The organism is Blastococcus sp. TF02-8 (assembly GCF_003319175.1).
Classification (GTDB): Bacteria; Actinomycetota; Actinomycetes; order Mycobacteriales; family Geodermatophilaceae; genus Blastococcus.
The window spans coordinates 637,968-655,607 of sequence record NZ_QOHK01000001.1; the positions used below are offsets into that span (position 1 = coordinate 637,968).

Annotated in this window: 17 protein-coding genes; 10 read left to right on the plus strand and 7 right to left on the minus strand. The window is 75.4% G+C overall.

Annotated features, from left to right (window positions below; genetic code table 11):
* Positions 1-60: 60 nt before the first annotated feature.
* Positions 61-786, plus strand: a complete 726-nt coding sequence (locus DQ237_RS02985; protein WP_113796901.1) for a metal-dependent transcriptional regulator — start codon at positions 61-63, stop codon at positions 784-786.
* An 84-nt stretch (positions 787-870) separates the two neighbouring features.
* The gene (locus DQ237_RS02990) at positions 871-2,949 is read left to right on the plus strand and encodes a S9 family peptidase (RefSeq protein WP_205730042.1); all 2,079 of its coding nucleotides are present in this window, start codon (positions 871-873) and stop codon (positions 2,947-2,949) included.
* Between the two features lie 12 nt (positions 2,950-2,961).
* Here DQ237_RS02990 and DQ237_RS02995 read toward each other — a convergent pair whose 3' ends face one another.
* From DQ237_RS02995 to DQ237_RS03005, 3 genes are all read right to left on the minus strand, one after another.
* Complete coding sequence (locus tag DQ237_RS02995; RefSeq protein WP_113796904.1) at positions 2,962-4,041, minus strand: DUF4192 domain-containing protein; 1,080 nt, start codon at positions 4,039-4,041, stop codon at positions 2,962-2,964.
* A gap of 84 nt (positions 4,042-4,125) precedes the next feature.
* Positions 4,126-4,866, minus strand: a complete 741-nt coding sequence (locus tag DQ237_RS03000) for a hypothetical protein (protein WP_113796906.1) — start codon at positions 4,864-4,866, stop codon at positions 4,126-4,128.
* 41 nt (positions 4,867-4,907) lie between these two features.
* Positions 4,908-5,201, minus strand: coding sequence for a Dabb family protein (locus tag DQ237_RS03005; RefSeq protein ID WP_113796908.1), 294 nt, complete (start codon positions 5,199-5,201; stop codon positions 4,908-4,910).
* An 82-nt stretch (positions 5,202-5,283) separates the two neighbouring features.
* Between DQ237_RS03005 and DQ237_RS03010 the strand changes: the two genes are divergently transcribed.
* From DQ237_RS03010 to DQ237_RS03030, 5 genes are all read left to right on the plus strand, one after another.
* Positions 5,284-6,537 carry a glycosyltransferase family 4 protein gene (locus DQ237_RS03010; RefSeq protein ID WP_113796910.1) on the plus strand — a complete coding sequence of 418 codons (1,254 nt, stop codon included), beginning with the start codon at positions 5,284-5,286 and terminating at the stop codon, positions 6,535-6,537.
* Positions 6,531-7,313: a class I SAM-dependent methyltransferase gene (locus DQ237_RS03015; protein WP_240619358.1), complete on the plus strand. Its 783-nt coding sequence runs from the start codon at positions 6,531-6,533 to the stop codon at positions 7,311-7,313. The genes DQ237_RS03010 and DQ237_RS03015 overlap by 7 nt, the downstream gene beginning before the upstream one ends.
* Before the next feature lie 154 nt (positions 7,314-7,467).
* Complete coding sequence (locus DQ237_RS03020; protein WP_240619359.1) at positions 7,468-8,409, plus strand: prenyltransferase; 942 nt, start codon at positions 7,468-7,470, stop codon at positions 8,407-8,409.
* Complete coding sequence (locus DQ237_RS03025; protein ID WP_240619360.1) at positions 8,406-9,260, plus strand: glycosyltransferase family 2 protein; 855 nt, start codon at positions 8,406-8,408, stop codon at positions 9,258-9,260. The genes DQ237_RS03020 and DQ237_RS03025 overlap by 4 nt, the downstream gene beginning before the upstream one ends.
* Positions 9,257-10,156, plus strand: coding sequence for a glycosyltransferase family 2 protein (locus DQ237_RS03030; RefSeq protein WP_113796914.1), 900 nt, complete (start codon positions 9,257-9,259; stop codon positions 10,154-10,156). Before DQ237_RS03025 ends, DQ237_RS03030 begins: the two co-directional genes overlap by 4 nt.
* Positions 10,157-10,210: 54 nt before the next feature.
* Here the strand turns inward: DQ237_RS03030 and DQ237_RS03035 are convergent, their stop codons facing one another.
* Positions 10,211-10,543, minus strand: coding sequence for a TraR/DksA C4-type zinc finger protein (locus tag DQ237_RS03035; RefSeq protein ID WP_113796916.1), 333 nt, complete (start codon positions 10,541-10,543; stop codon positions 10,211-10,213).
* Positions 10,544-10,655: 112 nt separating this feature from the next.
* Here DQ237_RS03035 and DQ237_RS20575 point away from each other — a divergent pair, with 112 nt between their 5' ends.
* The 3 genes from DQ237_RS20575 to DQ237_RS03045 are packed head-to-tail and all read left to right on the plus strand — an operon-like array spanning position 10,656 to position 12,438.
* Positions 10,656-10,955 (plus strand): ATP-binding cassette domain-containing protein, encoded by a 300-nt coding sequence (locus DQ237_RS20575; protein ID WP_369832184.1) that lies wholly within the window; start codon positions 10,656-10,658, stop codon positions 10,953-10,955.
* On the plus strand, positions 10,844-11,623 hold the full coding sequence (locus DQ237_RS03040) for an ATP-binding cassette domain-containing protein (RefSeq protein WP_369832191.1): 780 nt from the start codon (positions 10,844-10,846) through the stop codon (positions 11,621-11,623). The genes DQ237_RS20575 and DQ237_RS03040 overlap by 112 nt, the downstream gene beginning before the upstream one ends.
* Positions 11,620-12,438, plus strand: coding sequence for an ABC transporter permease (locus DQ237_RS03045; RefSeq protein WP_113796918.1), 819 nt, complete (start codon positions 11,620-11,622; stop codon positions 12,436-12,438). Before DQ237_RS03040 ends, DQ237_RS03045 begins: the two co-directional genes overlap by 4 nt.
* Here DQ237_RS03045 and DQ237_RS03050 read toward each other — a convergent pair.
* From DQ237_RS03050 to DQ237_RS03060, 3 genes are read right to left on the minus strand one after another with little or no spacing between them, the layout of a single operon-like run.
* Positions 12,420-15,656 carry a BTAD domain-containing putative transcriptional regulator gene (locus tag DQ237_RS03050; protein ID WP_166509461.1) on the minus strand — a complete coding sequence of 1,079 codons (3,237 nt, stop codon included), beginning with the start codon at positions 15,654-15,656 and terminating at the stop codon, positions 12,420-12,422. The genes DQ237_RS03045 and DQ237_RS03050 overlap by 19 nt on opposite strands.
* A 28-nt stretch (positions 15,657-15,684) precedes the next feature.
* The gene (locus DQ237_RS03055; RefSeq protein WP_113797477.1) at positions 15,685-16,308 is read right to left on the minus strand and encodes a class I SAM-dependent methyltransferase; all 624 of its coding nucleotides are present in this window, start codon (positions 16,306-16,308) and stop codon (positions 15,685-15,687) included.
* Between the two features lie 14 nt (positions 16,309-16,322).
* Positions 16,323-17,591: a YibE/F family protein gene (locus DQ237_RS03060; RefSeq protein ID WP_113796922.1), complete on the minus strand. Its 1,269-nt coding sequence runs from the start codon at positions 17,589-17,591 to the stop codon at positions 16,323-16,325.
* Positions 17,592-17,640 lie beyond the last annotated feature (49 nt).

The window sequence follows — 17,640 nt, forward strand, 5'->3', positions numbered from 1 at the left end:
CGGAGGGCGGACCTGGGGAGTTCGGCCCCGTAGACTGACCGCCGACACGGAGGAGTACTGGTGAACGACCTCATCGACACGACGGAGATGTATCTCCGGACCATCTTCGAGCTGGAGGAGGAGGGCATCACGCCCCTCCGCGCCCGCATCGCCGAGCGCCTGCACCAGAGCGGCCCCACGGTCAGCCAGACGGTGGCCCGCATGGAGCGCGACGGCCTGCTCACCGTCGAGGGCGACCGCCACCTGCAGCTCTCCGACGAGGGCCGCCAGCTGGCCACCGCGGTCATGCGCAAGCACCGGCTGGCCGAGTGCCTGCTCGTCGACGTCATCGGCCTGGACTACGCCGACGTCCACGAGGAGGCCTGCCGCTGGGAGCACGTGATGAGCGAGGCCGTGGAGCGCCGGCTGCTGTCGCTGCTGGGCAACCCGACGGTGTCCCCCTTCGGCAACCCGATCCCGGGCCTGGACGCCCTGCGCGGCGAGGAGCCGCTCGGCGGTGAGACCTCGGCGGTCCTCGACTCCCTGACCCTGCTGTCCACGACGGCCACCGCGGAGGGGCGCCCGGTCGTGGTGCGCCGCATCAGCGAACAGCTCCAGGAGAACGCCGAGCTGCTGCGATCCCTGGCCGACCACGGGGTGCGGCCCGGCGTGACCATGACCGCCCAGCTCGTCGAGGGCTCGGTCAGCCTGAACGGGTACGTGCTCCCGGTGGGCGTGGCCCAGCACATGTTCGTGAGCGCGGTGGACGAGGACCTCAGCCCGCTCGAGGCCGCTCCTCTGCTCTGACGGGTCGTCCGCTCCGACGGGCGGGGCGGGGCCGCTGCTCACTACGGTGGGCCGCGAACCGCTCCCCCGTGAAAGCAGGCCCCGGTGACGTCGTCCGCGCCCGCCCCCGCCGACCCAGTGTCGGAGCCGCCCGCGCCCAGTCCCTTCCACCGGCTGGCCGACTTCGTCGCGGTCCCCCGGATCGGCGCCCTCGCGCTGTCGCCGACCGGTCGGCTGGCCGTCTCGCTGGTCACCCTGGACCGGGAGGGCACGAAGTGGCAGTCCGCGCTGTGGGAGATCGATCCCGCGGGGCAGCGGCCCGCGCGCCGGTTGACCCGCAGTGCGCCGGGTGAGTCCTCGCCGGCCTGGCTCCCCGACGGTTCGCTGCTGTTCACCTCCGCACGACCCGACCCCGGCGCGGCCCCCGCGGACGAGCCGAAGCCGGCCCTGTGGCGGCTGCCGGCCGGCGGCGGCGAGGCCACGCCGGTCCTGACCCGCCCTGGCGGGGTCGGCGGCTTCGCCGTGGCGGCCGACAGCGGCGACGTGGTCGTCGTCTCCTCGACCCTCCCGGGCGGCGCGGACGCCGCGGCGGACGAGGAGCGGCGCAAGGCCCGCAAGGACGCCGGGGTGTCGGCGATCCTGCACGAGGCCTACCCCGTCCGGTACTGGGACCACGACCTGGGGCCGGCGGCGCCGCACGTCTTCTGGGCCGGCCGGCTGCCGCTGGACGAGGAACCGACCGGGCCGGCCGCGGTCGAGCTGCGCGACCTGACCCCCGACGCCCGGCCGCCCAGCGGCGCGGGTGAGGAGGTCGTCCTCTCCCCCGACGGCCGGCTGCTGGCGCGGACCGAGGACGTTCCCGACGGGCCGGCCGGGCGGCGGAGCCGGCTGGTGCTCACCGAGACCACCTCCCGGGAGACCCGCGTGCTGGTCGACGACCCGCTCGCCGACGTCTACGGCGCCGCCTTCTCCCCCGACGGCACCCGCCTGGTGTGCGTGCGGGAGTCGATGTCGACCTACGCCGAGCCGCCGGACTACACGCTGCTGCTCGTGGACGTCGCCGACGGCACCGCTCGTGACCTCACCCCGGAGGTCGACCGCTGGCCCAGTGCCCCCCAGTTCGCCGCCGACGGGCGGGCCGTCTACTTCCTCGCCGACGAGCGGGGCCGCCACTCGCTGTTCCGGGTCGAGGTGGACGGCGGCGCACCGGTGCGGCTCACCGGCGACGGCGCGTACAGCGACCTGCAGGTGGCCCGCGACGGCAGCGCCCTGTTCGCGCTGCGCTCTGCCTACGACTCGCCTCCCGTGCCGGTCCGCCTGGACCCAGCGGCCCCGATGCAGGAGCCGGAACCGCTGCCGAGCCCGGCGACGATCGAGCAGCTGCCGGGCACGCTGCACGAGTTCACGACCTCCGCGGCCGACGGCGCCGAGGTGCAGTCGTGGCTCGTGCTGCCCGAGGGTGCCTCGGCGGAGTCGCCGGCGCCGCTGGTGCTGTGGGTGCACGGCGGCCCGCTGATGAGCTGGAACTCCTGGTCGTGGCGCTGGTGCCCGTGGGTGCTGGCCGCCCGGGGCTACGCGGTGCTGCTCCCCAACCCGGCGCTCTCCCAGGGCTTCGGCCAGGACTTCGTGCGCCGTGGCTGGGGCGAGTGGGGCGAGACGCCCTACACCGACCTGATGGCCGCGGTGGACGCCGCCGAGCAGCGCCCGGAGATCGACGGGACCCGCACCGCGGCCATGGGCGGCTCGTTCGGCGGTTATATGGCCAACTGGATCGCCACCCAGACCGACCGCTTCAAGGCGATCGTCACCCACGCCAGCCTGTGGAACCTGGAGGGCTTCCTCGGCACCACGGACGCGGCGTACTACTGGGAGAAGGAGTGGGGCGACCCGCTCACCGACCCCAAGCGCTACGAGCAGAACTCGCCGCACCGCTTCGCCGACGCGATCCGCACGCCGATGCTGGTGATCCACGGGGACAAGGACTACCGCGTGCCCATCGGCGAGGGGCTGGCCCTCTGGTACGCCCTCCAGCGGCGTGGGGTCCCGTCGAAGTTCCTGTACTTCCCGGACGAGAACCACTGGGTGCTCACCCCGGGCAACAGCCAGGTCTGGTACGAGACGGTGCTCGCCTTCCTGGCCGAGCACGTGCTCGGCGAGGAGTGGCGGCGCCCCGGACTCGTCTGACACCGGCGGCGGTCACAGCCGGTCCACGGCCTGCCGGACCAGCTGCCGGAGGTCGCCGGGGGTCAGGCAGGCGTCGAGCCCGTCGCGCAGCAGTCTGGCCAGCGTGCAGCCGGGGTCGCTGTCCAGCGCGCGGTCGAGTGCCACGTTGGCCATGGCGCCGTCGCCGCGCAGCCACACGCTGACCGCCAGCAGGGTCGCCGGCCCGGCGTCCAGCGGCGGCACCCCGCGCCGGGTGCACTCGGTCCAGAGCGCCTCCGCGGCGGCCGCGTCGTCGCCGAGCGCGAGGGAGAGCGCCCGGTCGCGCACGCGACCGTCCCGCAGCGCCCACAGCACCGCGGCCAGCTCGTCGTCCGGCAGCGGGACCGATGGCTCGCCCGGGCGGCAGCGGGCCACCGCCTCGAGGACCGCCGTCCACGCCTCCTCGGTCGAGCCGGTCCAGCCGACCTCCCGGGCCCGGGCCGCCCGCTCCGAGGCCACCCGGACGCAGGCAGCGCGCACGCCGCTCCGTTCGCCCGGCGACGGGTCGAGCCGGGCCGCGAGGGCTGCTCGGTCCGCGGCCAGGACCTGTCCGGTGGTGACCGCGGCCGCCGCCAGCGCGCTCACCCCGCGGGGCACCGGCGTGCCCGCCCCCGGCAGGCAGCAGGGACAGGGGCAGCCGTAGGACCACCACCGGCCACCCCGCACCAGCAGCACGTCCCGCACCGCGATGTCCGCCGCCGTGAGCCGCAGGACCAGCGCGTGCACCACCGCCCGGTGCGGCAGCGCCGCCCGGTCCGGGCCCACGTCCTGGTCCCGGTCATCGAGCAGGTCGGGCTCCTCGGAGACGACGACCACCACGGCCGCCTTGGGCCGGTCGGTGCGCAGGCTCCGGGTCAGCAGGGTCGCCGCCGCCATGGCGTGGTGCGCGTGCGGCAGGTCCGCCCGGACGGTCAGCCCGACCCGCCCTCCGCTGGGCCCGCCGAGACCGATGAGCACCACCGACTCGCGGGGGTGGAAACCGAGCAGGTGCGGCAGTGCGGCCGCGATCTCACCCGGATCGGAGATCCGCACCTCGGGTCGGTCGGATGCGGGCTGGTCGGTGGACGTGTCCATGCACCGACCCTGTCCGAGGTGCACGCGCGGGCCCCAGGCCTCCGGTCGATCTGTGGACGCGACCGCCGGCTGTGGACGGGCCGCTCAGCCGAGGGCGTCGGCCTGGGTGTCGAAGGCCTTCCGGAGCAGGTCGGCGAAAGCGGTCTGGTCGATCCCGGCGCCCGCCTGGGTCGGGTCGGCGACGATCGTCAGCAGCACCAGCAGCCGGTCGCCGTCCTCCACCGCGCCGATGACCGTGGGCACGGAGACCTGCATGCCGTCCGGGCCGGTGACGACGGTGGTGTAGCGGACCAGCGCCGAGCCGTCCCCGAGCTCGTCGACGGGCAGGGTCTCGAAGGAGATCGAGGCCTGCCCCAGCTCGGGCAGCGTGACCTGCGCCTGCGGGCAGCGCTCCGCCGCCTGCCCGAGCTGCTCGACGGCGTCCTCCAGCGGGCCGCCGCGGATCAGCATCTCCACCGTGGCGGTGCCCCCCGAGGTGGCGCTCACCGCCGCGACGTCGTCGAAGTCCTCCAGATCCGGCTGCGTGCCCTCCACCGCCGCGCGGCAGCTCTCGGGCTGGATGTCGGCGTCCTCCGTGCCGGCCGCCAGGCCCGCCCCCTGGGCGAGCTGCTCCGGCGAGACCGCCACGACGGTGGCACCGGGTCCGAACGCCTCGGCCGGCAGCAGCCCCGAGGCCAGGTCGGGCGCCTCCGTCTCCGACGCGGGAGCGGCCGACGACGAGGCCGCGGCGCCGTCGGACCCGTCGTCCCCACCGCACCCGGACAGCAGGGTGACGCCGGCCAGCCCGGCGACCAGGACGGCGGGCAGCCGGTGCGCGAGGACCATGCCGGGCACGGTAGCCGCTGGACGGCCGCGGTGGCGGGGGCTCAGATCTCGTACTGGACCGAGCTGCGGGCGGCGAGGATCGGCCGCACGTGGTCGGCGATGACCTGCAGGTGCACCGGGTCCTGCCGGTAGCGGAGGAAGGCGTCGGTGTCGGGGAACTCGGCCACCAGCACGGCGTCCGCGTTCCCCTCGACGAGCCCGGCGTCCTCGGCCACCACGAAGGAGCTCATGCCGCCGACCGTGTGCGGGAGCTCGCGCAGAGCGCCGAGCGTGGTCGCACGACGCTCGGCGTCGGCGTCCGGGGACCAGGTGAAGACCACGACGTGACGGATCATGGGGTCACCTTGCCAGCCCCGACCGGGTGGCACCGCCCGGCTGGCGTCCGGCGTCCGCGCGCGGCTGGCTAGAGTCCGGCGCATGGGACGGTCGTTGCGCATCGCACTGCTGTCCTACCGGAGCAAGCCGCACGGCGGTGGCCAGGGCGTCTACGTCCGCGCGCTCTCCCGGGAGCTGGCCGAGCTGGGGCACCGCGTGGAGGTCCTCAGCGGCCAGCCCTACCCGGAGCTCGACGAGGGGGTACCGCTCACCCGGGTGCCGAGCCTGGACCTGTACCGCGAACCGGACCCGTTCCGCACGCCGCGACCGTCGGAGTTCCGCGACTGGATCGACGTCGCCGAGTGGGCCACGATGTGCACGGCCGGCTTCCCCGAGCCGCTGACCTTCAGCCTCCGCGCCGCCCGGCAGCTCCTCCCCCGCCGGGGCGAGTTCGACATCGTGCACGACAACCAGTCGCTCGGGTACGGCCTGCTCCAGCTCGTGCGGGCGGGGCTGCCGACCGTGGCCACCGTGCACCACCCCATCGCGATCGACCGCGCCCTCGAGCTGGACGCCGCGACGAGCCTGCGCCGCAAGCTCACGCTGCGCCGCTGGTACGCCTTCACCGGCATGCAGTCGCGCGTGGTGCAGCGGCTCGACGGGGTCACCACCGTCTCGGAGAACTCCCGCCGCGACATCACCACGCACATGGGTCTGGCTCCCGGGCGCATGGAGGTCATCCCGGTCGGCATCGACCCCGACCGGCTGACCCCCCCGCCGGACGACCAGCCGCGCGACTCCGACTCCATCCTCGCGATCACCAGCGCCGACGTGCCCCTCAAGGGCCTGGTGCACCTGCTGGAGGCGCTGGCCAAGCTGCGCACCGAGCGCCCCGTCCGGCTCACCGTCGTCGGCACCGCCCGGCCCGGCGGTCCCGCCGAGGCCGCGCTGGACCGGCTCGGGCTCCGCGACGCCGTCCGCTTCACCGGCCCGGTGCCCGAGGCGGAACTGATCTCGCTGCTCCAGCGCGCCACCCTGCTGGCCATCCCGTCGCTGTACGAGGGCTTCTCGCTCCCGGCCATCGAGGCGATGGCCTGCGCGACGCCGCTGGTCACCACCGACGCCGGGGCCCTGCCCGAGGTGGTGGGCACCAAGGCCGGGCTGCGCGCCAGGGCCGGTGACGTCGGCGAGCTGACGGCCGCGCTCAAGCTGGTCCTCGACTCCCCGAACCTGGCCGAGCAGCTGGGCCGCGCCGGCCGGCGGCGCGCCCTGGACACCTTCACCTGGCGGGCCACGGCCGAGCGCACCGCCGCGTGGTACGAGCAGACCCTCGAGCGGAAGGGGCGGCCTTGCTGACCGTCGACTACGACCTGCTGGACCTGCGCCCGGGGATGACCGTCCTCGACCTGGGCTGCGGCGAGGGCCGGCACGCCTTCGAGGCCTACCGCCGCGGCGCGCGAGTCGTCGCCGTCGACTGGGGCCAGCACGAGGTCGAGACGACGAAGCGCTGGCTGGGTGCCATCGCCGAGGCCGGCGAGGCCCCCGGGAGCGGCCGGTACGAGGTCGTGCGGGGCGACCTGCTGCACCTGCCCTTCCCCGACGCGAGCGTCGACCGGGTCATGGCCTCGGAGGTGCTCGAGCACATCCCGGACGACGCGACGGCGATGCGCGAGATCTTCCGCGTGCTCAAGCCGGGCGGCCGCGCCGTCGTCACCGTTCCCCGCTACGGCCCCGAGCGGGTCTGCTGGGCGCTGTCGGACGAGTACCACGCCAACGAGGGCGGGCACATCCGCATCTACCGCGGCGACGTGCTGCGCGCCCGGCTGGCGACCGCAGGGCTGGTCCCGGGGAGGAGCCACCACGCCCACGCCCTGCACGCCCCGTTCTGGTGGCTCAAGTGCGCGGTGGGCGTCGAGAAGGACTCCGCCCTGGTGCGCGCCTACCACCGGCTCCTCGTGTGGGACCTGACCCACCGCCCGCTGGTGACCCGCCTGGCGGAGAAGGTCCTCGACCCGGTCATCGGCAAGAGCTTCGTGGTCTACGCGGACAAGCCGGCCGGCGGGGGGACCGACCTCCGGACGGGGGCGTTCGGCGTCGCCGAGGGGCGGGAGCGGTCCGCTGCCACCCGCTGACCGGTCCGCGTTCCTGCCGGAGCTCCCCGGCGCGCTGACCGCCGACCAGGTCCGGGAGACCGTCGGGTGGATCGCCTCGCAGCAGGACCCCGACGGAGCGCTGCCCTGGTCCACCGGAGGTCAGCTGGACCCGTGGGACTCCGTCGAGGCCGCCATGGCGCTCGACGTCGGCGGGGAGCACGGCCGCGCCGGCGCGGCCTACCGCTGGCTGGCCGGGCGCCAGCGGCCCGACGGGAGCTGGGCGGCCGAGTACCGCGACGGCGCCGAGACCGCTCCCGCGGCCGAGAGCAACCACGCGGGCTACCTCGCCGTCGGGGTGTGGCACTCCTGGCTGGTCAGCGGCGACGAGGAGCTGCTCGTCGACGTGTGGCCCGCCGTCCGGCGCGGGCTGGACCTCGTCACCCGCATGCAGCTGCCCGGCGGGGCGATCGGCTGGGCGCTGCGCCCGGACGGGACACCGGACGACCTCGCGCTGCTGACCGGCAACGCCAGCCTCTTCCAGGCGCTGCGCTGCGGCCTGGCCCTCGCCGAGCTGACCGGAGAGGCCCAGCCGGACTGGGAGATCGCCGTCGGCGACTTGGGCACCGCGCTCCGGGAGCGCCCGGAGGCCTTCGCCGACCGGTCCCGGTTCTCGATGGACTGGTACTACCCGGTGCTCGGCGGCGCGCTCACCGGTGCGGCCGCCGAGGAACGGCTGGCCGCCTCCTGGGACACCTTCGTCGTCCCGGGCCTGGGCATCCGCTGCGTGTCGGACCGGCCGTGGGTGACCGGGGCGGAGACCTGCGAGCTGGCCCTCGCGCTGGCCGCGGCCGGCCGCCCCGACGACGCCGCCGAGCAGGTGGCGGCGATGCAGCACCTGCGCCACGACGACGGCTCCTACTGGACCGGCTTCGTCTTCGCCGACGACGCCCGCTGGCCGATCGAGCGGACCACGTGGACGGCGGGGGCCGTGGTGCTGGCGGCCGACGCCGTCTCCCGGGCGACGGCGGGCTCCGACGTCTTCGCGGCGCAGGCGGAGCTGCCCGGTGCCGGGCTGCCGGATCCGAGCGGATCGACCGGTTCGCTGACGGGAGGTGCGGGCACGGTCCGACCGTGACCCCACCCCGTTCTCCCGACGTCACCGTCGTCGTCATGTCCCGCAACCGGCGGGAGGACCTGCTCAGCTCCCTCCCCCGGCACGAGGCGCCGGTGGTCCTGGTCGACAACGCCTCCACCGACGGCACCGTCGAGGCGGTGCGGGCGGCGCTGCCCGCGGTCACCGTCGTCCCGATGCCGGAGAACAGGGGGTCCTACGCCCGTACCGTCGGAGTGCGCCGCGCAGGGACGGAGTTCGTCGCCTTCGCCGACGACGACTCGTGGTGGGCACCCGGTGACCTGGCGCGGGCCGCGGCGGTCATGCGGGCGCACCCGCGCCTGGCCGTGCTGAACGCGCGCATCCTGGTGGGCCCCGAGGAACGGCTCGACCCGGTCTGCGCCGAGATGGCCGCCAGCCCGCTCGGCACCCCGCCGGACCTGCCCGGCCCGGCGCTGCTGGGGTTCGTCGCCTGCGGCGCGATGGTCCGCACCGAGGCGTTCCTCGCCGCTGGTGGCTTCGACCGGGTCGTGCGCTTCCCCGGCGAGGAGGAGCGGCTGGCCCTCGACCTGGCCGCCGCCGGCTGGGGCATGGCCTACGTCGACTCGGTGACCGTGCACCACCACCCCTCCCCCCGCCGGCACGCCCCGGAGCAGCGCCGGACGGCGATCTGGCGCAGCCGGGTGCTCACCGCGCTCATGCGCCGGCCCCTTCCCGAGGTGTTCGGCGTGGTCGTGGCGGCGCTGCGCGGCGGCGCGCCGGAGCGGCAGGGTCTCCTGCGCGCCCTGCCGGACGTGCCGGCGGCCCTGCGGCTGCGCCGTCCGGTACCAGCCGGCGTGCGGGAGCAGCTGCGCGTCCTGGCCGGTTCCCCGTGAGCGCCGACCCGCGCATCGCCGTCGTCGTCATCACCCACCAGCGGCGCGACGAGCTGCTGCTCGCTCTCCAGCGGTTGCTCGCACTGCCGGAGCGGCCGCACGTCGTCGTCGTGGACAACGGCTCCACCGACGGGACGGCGGCGGCCGTGCGCGAGCGGTTCCCGCAGGTGGAGCTGCTCGCCTGCGCGGAGAATCTCGGGGCCGTGGGCCGCAACCTCGGGGTCGCCCGGCTCCGCACCCCCTACGTCGCCTTCTGCGACGACGACACCTGGTGGGATCCCGGCTCGCTGCGCACCGCGGCCGACGTCCTCGACGCGCATCCGCGCCTGGCCGTCGTGACCGCGCGCATCGTGGTCGAGCCCGGCGGCCGCGAGGACCCCATCGTGCCGGAGCTGCGCGACTCCCCCGTCCGCGGCGCCGACTGGCTGCCCGGCCCCGCGCTCGGCTCGTTCCTGGCCGGCGCCTCGGTGGTGCGGCGGACGGCCTTCGAGGAGGTCGGCGGCTTCTGCGAGCGGCTGTGGCTCGGCGGGGAGGAGGAGCTGATGTCCGGCGACCTGGCCGCCCGGGGGTGGGAGCTCTGCTACCTGTCGGAGCTGACCGTGCACCACCAGGCCAGTTCCGCCCGCGATCCGCACCGGCGGCGGGCGGACGGCATCCGCAACACCCTCTGGACGACGTGGCTGCGCCGGCCGCTGCGCCCGGCACTGCGCCGCACCGGGCACCTGCTGCGCACCGTGCCCCGTGACCGGGTGACGGCCCGCGGGCTGCTGGCCGCAGCACGCGGGGTGCCGTGGGTGCTGCGCGAGCGGCGGGTGCTCCCCCCGCACGCGGAGGCCCGGTTCGCCGCGCTCGACGAGGCCCAGCGCCGCTCCACCGCCCGCCGCTACGTCAGCTGACCTCGGGGCGGTTCGTGCACTTTCCGTCCGGGCGGAAAGTGCACGAACCGCCCGTCACGAGGCGCAGGCGATGCAGGTGCGCGCGGTGGGCCGGGCGGCCAGGCGCTCGGGCGCGATGGGCGCTCCGCAGGTCTCGCACCGGCCGTAGGTACCGCCCTCCACGGCGGCCACGGCGGCGTCGACATCGGCCAGCCGGCGGCGCGCCTGCTCCAGCAGGGCGGCCACCTGCTGGCGCTCGAACGCGATCGTCGCGCCCTCCGGGTCGTGCTCGTCGTCGGCGTTGGACTGCTGCGATGCCGCCACGATCTCGTCGAACTGGCGGGTCAGCGCCGCGATCTGGGCGATGGTCTCCGTGCGGGCGCGGGCCAGGGAGTCGAGCGAGGTCACCGGCCCATGGTGCCCCGAGGGCGCACGTCAGCGGCCGTCAGCGCCGCGTCGGCCGCTCGTCAGCGAGCGCGGTCACCGTCTCCCCGACGCATCCCGACCCGCAGGAGAAGCCATGGGGAACACCATCGAGGCGACCGGCCTCGAACTCAGCTACGGCAGCACCAGGGCGCTCGCCGGGGTGGATCTCGCCGCGCCCGAGGGAACCGTCCTCGGCGTCCTCGGACCCAACGGGGCGGGCAAGACCACCGCCGTCCGGGTACTGGCCACGCTGCTGCGCGCCGACGCCGGCTCCGCCCGCGTCTGCGGCCACGACGTCGCGACCGAGCCCCACCGCGTCCGGGAGCTCATCGGGCTGACCGGCCAGTACGCCTCGGTCGACGAGGACCTCACCGGCCGGCAGAACCTGGGATGATCGGCCGGCTGCTCGGGCTCTCCCGGGCCGAGGCGCACGCACGTGCCCTCGAGCTGCTCGGTCGGTTCAGCCTCACGGACGCAGCCGGCCGCTCGGCGAAGACCTACTCCGGCGGGATGCGGCGCCGGCTGGACCTCGCCGCCAGCCTGGTCAGCCGTCCCCGGGTCCTCTTCCTGGACGAGCCCACCACCGGCCTGGACCCGCGCAGCCGCAACGAGGTCTGGGACACCGTGCGCGGACTGGTCGACGACGGCACGACCGTGCTGCTCACCACCCAGTACCTGGAGGAGGCCGACGAGCTGGCCGACGACATCGTCGTCTTCGACTCCGGGCGCGTGGTGGCCCAGGGCACGAGCGACGAGCTCAAGCACCGCACGGGCGCCCAGACCCTCACCGTGCGTCCGCGCGACCGCGCCGACCAGCCGCGGGTGCTGCAGGTGCTCGAGCAGGTCACCGGCCTCACCCCCACCACCGACGCACGCGGCACCAGCTCGGTGCCGGTGCCCGGTGAAGCGGCGCTCGGTGCGGTGTTCGACAGGCTCGCCGCCGGAGGGATCGCCGTCTCCGAGCTCGCCGTCCGGCTGCCCAGCCTGGACGACGTCTTCTTCGCCCTCACCGGTCACGCGGCAGAGGACGCCGCCACCGAGAACCAGGAGATCCCCGCATGACCACCCTCACCGCCCCCGCGGCCGCCCCGGCCGCCCGACCGGCGACCCCCCGGAACCGCGCGTCGGCGCTGCAGCAGGCGCTCACCCTGGCCTGGCGGAACGTCGTGAAGATCCGGCACCAGCCCGAGGCGCTGATGGACGTCAGCCTGCAGCCGATCGTCTTCACCGTGCTGTTCCTCTTCGTCTTCGGCGGCGCCATCGCCGGCGACTGGCGCGACTACCTCACCTACCTGGTGCCCGGGATCCTGGTGCAGACCCTGATGTTCGCCGCCGGCGGCATCGGAGTGGCCCTGAACAACGACATCACCAAGGGTGTCTTCGACCGGTTCCGCAGCCTGCCGATCGCCCGTTCCGCACCGCTGGTCGGCGCGGTGCTCGCCGACGTCGTCCGGTACGTCACCTCGATCGTGGTGCTGCTGGCGTTCACCACCGCCCTGGGCTTCCGGACGGCGCAGGGACTGCCCGCCGCGCTGCTGGCCGTGCTGGTCGGCATCGCGTTCGCGATGTGCCTGTCCTGGCTGTTCGTCTGGGTCGGGCTGACCGTGCGCTCGGCCGGGGCGGTGCAGGGTGTCGGCTTCCTGGCCATGTTCCCGCTGACCTTCGGCAGCACCGCCCTGGTGCAGGCGGGGACGCTGCCGGGCTGGCTGCATGCGTTCACCCGGAACAACCCGGTCACCCACCTCATCGACACCGTGCGCGGGCTGATGCTCGGTGGGCCGGTGGCCGGACCCCTGGCCTGGACCGCCGGGTGGGCTGCTCTCCTGCTGGCGGTGTTCGTGCCCCTGGCGATGCGCGCCTACCGCCGCCGGGTCTGAGCGGCGGCCGGCCACTCACCGGTCCACTCCACCCCCAGCTCGGCGAACACCTCGGCCCGGGACGGCGTCGCGCCGGCGGCGTGCAGCCGCTCGGTCTCCTCCTCCCCGAGCAGCCGGCGCACGCGCTGGTCGACCATCCGCCCGATCAGTTCACCGCGGTCGCGCCGTCCGCGGACGACGGTGGCCATACCCAGCAGCGTGGCCGCTCGCCGGGGGTCACCGGCGGCCAGCGCCAGGGCGGCCAGGCCCTGGACGACGACCGCGGCGACCGGCATGTCGGCCGCGTGCCGGACCGCCAGGTCCAGCGCGGTGGCCAGCTCCGCCGCCGCCTCGCGAGCGGTGTCCCCGGACCCGGGATCGCGTTCGGCCCGGGCGGCCAGCACGACCCCGAGCCCGGCGTGGGCCATGGCACCGATCTGCGGCGGACCACCGGTCGTCGCAGCGATCCGGGCCACCGCCTGGCGCTGTCGCCGCTCGGCCTCCTCGACCCGCCCGTCGAGCAGCGCGAGGCCGCCGAGAGCGGCTTCGGCGAAGGCGAGCTGCAGGCCGCCGTCGGACTCCACCGCGCGGCGCACGTCCTCGGCCTCGGCCCGGGCGGCGTCGACGTCGCCGAGCGCGGCCCGCACCAGCGAGCGGCGGATGCGCATCGACAGCGTGTCGTCGACGGTGCCCAGTTCCTCGGAGAGCTCGATCGCCTCGGTGTAGCAGGCGATGGCGCGCTCCAGCTCTTCGTCCGTGGCGTGCACCTGGGCCAGCGCCCCGGCGGCGAACGCGCGACCCCAGCGGTCGCCGAGCCGCCGGAACTGCGCATGGGCCTCGCCGAGCTCGGCCTCCAGACCGTCCAGCTCACCGACGTTCTCCGCGACCTGGGTGCGGACGCCCCGCGCGGCGGCGATCACCCACGGGTCCTCGTGGTCGTCCAGCGCGGAGAGGGCATCCAGGGACCGGAACCCGCCGGCGAAGACGGTGGCGATGCCCCAGCCGAGGGCGGCCAGCGGTTCCGTCGACGCCCAGGTCACCTCGGCCGGCAGCTCGGTGATCTCGCGGAGTCGGGGCAGCATCGCGTCCCAGTCCCCGCCCTCGGCCTGGCCCACGGCGGCGAAGACCGCGCACACCGTGCGCTGCGGGCTGGGCCCACCCGGCAGGTCGATCACCTGGCCGAGCCGGCGGAACCCGGCCACCTGGCGTCCGCTCAGCATCCAGAACCAGCTCAGCCGCGCGCCCGGGTGGACAGCGGTCGCCTCGTCCCCGACGGTGACCGCCCGCTGCAGCACGGCGAGCAGACCGTCGTGCTCGGCGTGCAGGCGCCGCAGCGCGACCAGCTGGTCCGGACCGCGCAGCAGGGGGTCGAGGGCGTCGACCAGGCGCAGGCACCAACCGACCTGCGCCTCCTCCACCCGGGCCCGTTCCGCGGCTTCGTCGAGCTGCTCGGCCCCGTAGGCCCGGATGGTCTCGAGCATCCGGTAGCGGACCGCGCCGTCGGCGTCCTCGACGGCGACCAGCAGCGACTTCTCCACCAGCCCGCTGATCGCGTCGAGCACCGCCGCGGGTGACCACCCCGGCTCCGCGCACACCTCCTCCACCGCATCGAGGGTGGCGCCGCCGGCGAACACCGAGAGCCGTCGGGCCAGCACCCGCTCCCGCTCGTCGAGGGCGTCCCAGCTCCACTCGACGACGGCGCGCAGCGTCTGGTGCCGCGGCAGCGCCACCCGGCTCCCGCCGGTGAGCAGCTCGAACCGGTCGTCCAGGCGCGCGGCGATCTGCGCGACGCCCAGGGTGCGCAGCCGGGCGGCGGCGAGCTCCAGGGCGAGCGGCATGCCGTCCAACCGGCGGCAGATGTCCAGGACCGCCGGCAGCGTCACCGCGGACACCGTGAAGTCGGGCCGGACCGCCACGGCACGGTCGGCGAACAGGCGCACCACGGGCGCCCGCTCCGCGTCCGGGTCGTCGGGACCGGGGACCTCCAGCGGCCCCACCGGCAGGAGCGACTCCCCCGGTACCCCGAGCGGCTCCCGGCTCGTGGTGAGCACCCGCAGCCGGGGGCAGTGCGCCAGCAGCTCGTCGGTCAGCTGGGCGACGGCGGCCACCAGGTGCTCGCAGTTGTCGAGCACCAGGAGCGCCTGCCGGTCGGCGAAGACCTCCTGCAACCGGTCGCTGGCCTCCACCACGGTGGGCACCCGCTCCACGGAGGTGCTCTCCCGCTGCCCGACCGCTGCCAGGACGGCGGTCGGGACCAGGCGGGCATCGGCGACCGGGGCCAGCTCCACCCACCACACACCGTCGACGGGATCGGCGCGCCGCCGGTGTGCGGCCTCGAGAGCGAGCCGGGTCTTCCCCGCACCGCCCGGCCCCAGCAGGGTGACCAGGCGACCGGAGTCCAGCCGCTCGGTGAGCAGGGCCAGCTCGTCGTCCCGCCCCCGGAAGCTGGTGAGCGGGGTGCGCAGCACGTTGCCGCGCCGCGGGGCCATCCGCTCGTCGCGCGGGGCGTCCTGTTCGCCGCGGAGGACGGCCAGGTGCGCGGCCCGCAGCTCCGGCGAGGGGTCGGCGCCCAGCTCGTCGGCCAGCAGGGCGCGGCAGCGCTCGTAGACCGCGAGCGCCTGCGCCGGCCGACCGAGCGCGGCCAGGGTGCGCACGTGGAGGACGACGGTCGTCTCGCGCGTCGGGTGGGCCGCGGCGAGCTCCTCGATCTCGGCCGAGACCGCAGCCGCGTCACCCAGGGCGAGCTGCGCCTCCAGCCGCTGCTCGGCGGCGGCCAGGCGGAGCTCGTCCCAGCGGGCGGCGGGGGCCGCGGTGAAGGCCAGGTCGCGCAGGTCGCCCAGCGCGGGCCCACGCCACAGCTGCTCGGCCTCGGTGAGCAGGGCCACGACCCGCTCCGGCTCCCGTTCGCCGCGGGCGCGGGTGACCAGCGCCTCGAACCGCGCGACGTCGACCGCCTCCGCCGGCAGGTCCACGAGGTAGCCGTGCGCCTGCGCAAGCAGGGAGAGCGCGGGGAGGGCGCGGCGCAGCCGGGAGACGAGGGCCTGGACCGCGTTGCCGGGCGCGGCCGGAGGGTCTCCGTCCCAGACCGCGTCGACCAGCGCGTCCAGACCGACGACCCGTCCCGGTTCCAGGGCCAGGCGCGCGAGCAGTGCCCGGGCCCGCGGGCCGCCGGCGTCGACGGCACGGCCGTCCTCGTCGAGGACGGCGACCGGGCCGAGCAGGCAGACGCGGACGGGCACGCGCACCATCGTGCCGCAGCCGGACGGGTCAGTCCCGGACGCGACGGAGCAGTCGGAGCGACCCGGTGCCCGGCAGTTCCTCGAAGTCGCCGGAGGCCACGACCCGCGTGTAGACCCCGTAGGGCGCCTGGCCGCCGTCGGCGGGGTCGGGGAAGACGTCGTGGATGGCCAGCGTCCCGCCGACGGAGAGCTTGGCGACCCACGCGTCCTGGTCGCGGCGGGCGGACTCCTCGGTGTGGCTGCCGTCGAGGAAGAGCAGCGCCAGCGGGGAGGTCCACAGCGGGGCCAGGATCTCCGAGCGGGTGACGACGGCGATGACGACGTCCTCCGCACCGGCCTCGGCGATGGTCCGGCGGAAGCGCGGCAGGGTGTCGATCCGCCCGACGGCGGGGTCGACCAGCGTCGGGTCGTGGTACTCCCAGCCCGGCTGGTGCTCCTCCGAGCCACGGTGGTGGTCGACGGTGACGACCTGCCGGCCGGTCTCCCGCGCGGCGGCGGCGAGGTAGAGCGCGGACCTCCCCATCCAGCTGCCGACCTCGAGCAGCGGGCCGGGCACCGTGACGGCGCGCGCGGCCTCGTACAGGGCGGTGCCCTCGTCGTCGGGCATGAAGCCCTCGGCGGCCCGGGCAGCGGCAAGGAGTTCGGTACTCACGCGCACAGCTTCGCTCACCGGGCGAACCGGGCCCGCAGGGCGGTCACCCGCCGCTCGGTGGCGGCGCCGGCCTCGGTGTCGGCGGCCTTGGCGAAGAACGCGCCGGCGGCGGTGGTCACGGGCACGGCGAGCACCAGCGCGATCGCGCCGACGAGGGTGCGGATGACCTCCTCGGCGACCGCGGAGCTGGTCAGCACGGTCCAGAACGGCTGGTCGTAGAGCTCGAAGAGCAGCAGCAGCGGCAGCGCGGCACCCGCGTAGGCGAAGACGATCGTGTAGACCGTCGAGGCGATGTGGTCGCGCCCGACGGCCATCCCGCGGGTGAACAGCTCCTTCCACGACATGGCCGGGTCCACCTCGTGCAGCTGCCAGATCGCCGATGCCTGGGTGATGGTCACGTCGTTGAGCACACCGAGGCCGGCGACCACGATGCCGGCGAGCACCAGCCCGGAGAAGTTCAGCGTCGGGTCGAAGTTGTTGAGCGTCGTCGTCTCCTCGCTGGTGAGCCCGGTGAGCCGGGCCGTGGCGACGGCGACGGAGCCGAGGACGGCGACCAGCGAGAGGCCGAACAGGGTGCCCACCAGGGCGGTCGTCGTCCGCGCCGAGAACCCGTGGGCCAGGTAGAGGACGACGAACATGATCGCCGCGGAGCCCACGAGGCTGACCAGCGCGGGCGAGTCGTCGGCCAGCAGCCCGGGGATCACGAACTGCAGGAGGACCAGGAAGGCGAAGGCGAGGCCGACCAGCGAGGCCACTCCCCGCCACCGGGCGACGACCGCCACCACGACCGCGAACGCGACGGCGAGGGTGATCACCGGCGCGTCGCGCTGGTAGTCGAAGAACTGGTAGGACGGCCCGCCCTCGGCGCCGGCGTCCCGGGTGAGGACGAGGGTGTCCCCCTCCTCCACCCCGCTGGCCACGACGTCGGACTGCAGGTCGATCTGCTGGTAGTCGCCCTTCCCCTCACCGTCGAGGATCTCGACGACGGCGCGGGCGCAGTCGGCCGGCCGGCCGTCGGGATCACCGCAGTCGTAGCTCTCGACCGAGACCACCCGGCCGTCGGGGTAGGTGGTCCCCGGCGGCAGGTAGGTGGCGGCGACCTGCTCGGCGCGGGTGGGCTCACCGGAGGGCCACAGCACCAGGAGCCCGACGACCGTCGCGAGGCCGACGGGGACCAGCAGCAGGAGCATCAGCCACACCGCGCGGCGGCGACGGCCGAGGGCCTCCTCGGTCGGCGGCGGGGCGTCCGGGTCGGGACCGTGGCTGTGGGCGTGGGACGACACCCGGTCAGGCTAGGAGCCGGGTGGCCCGGCGGCCGCCCCCGACACCGGG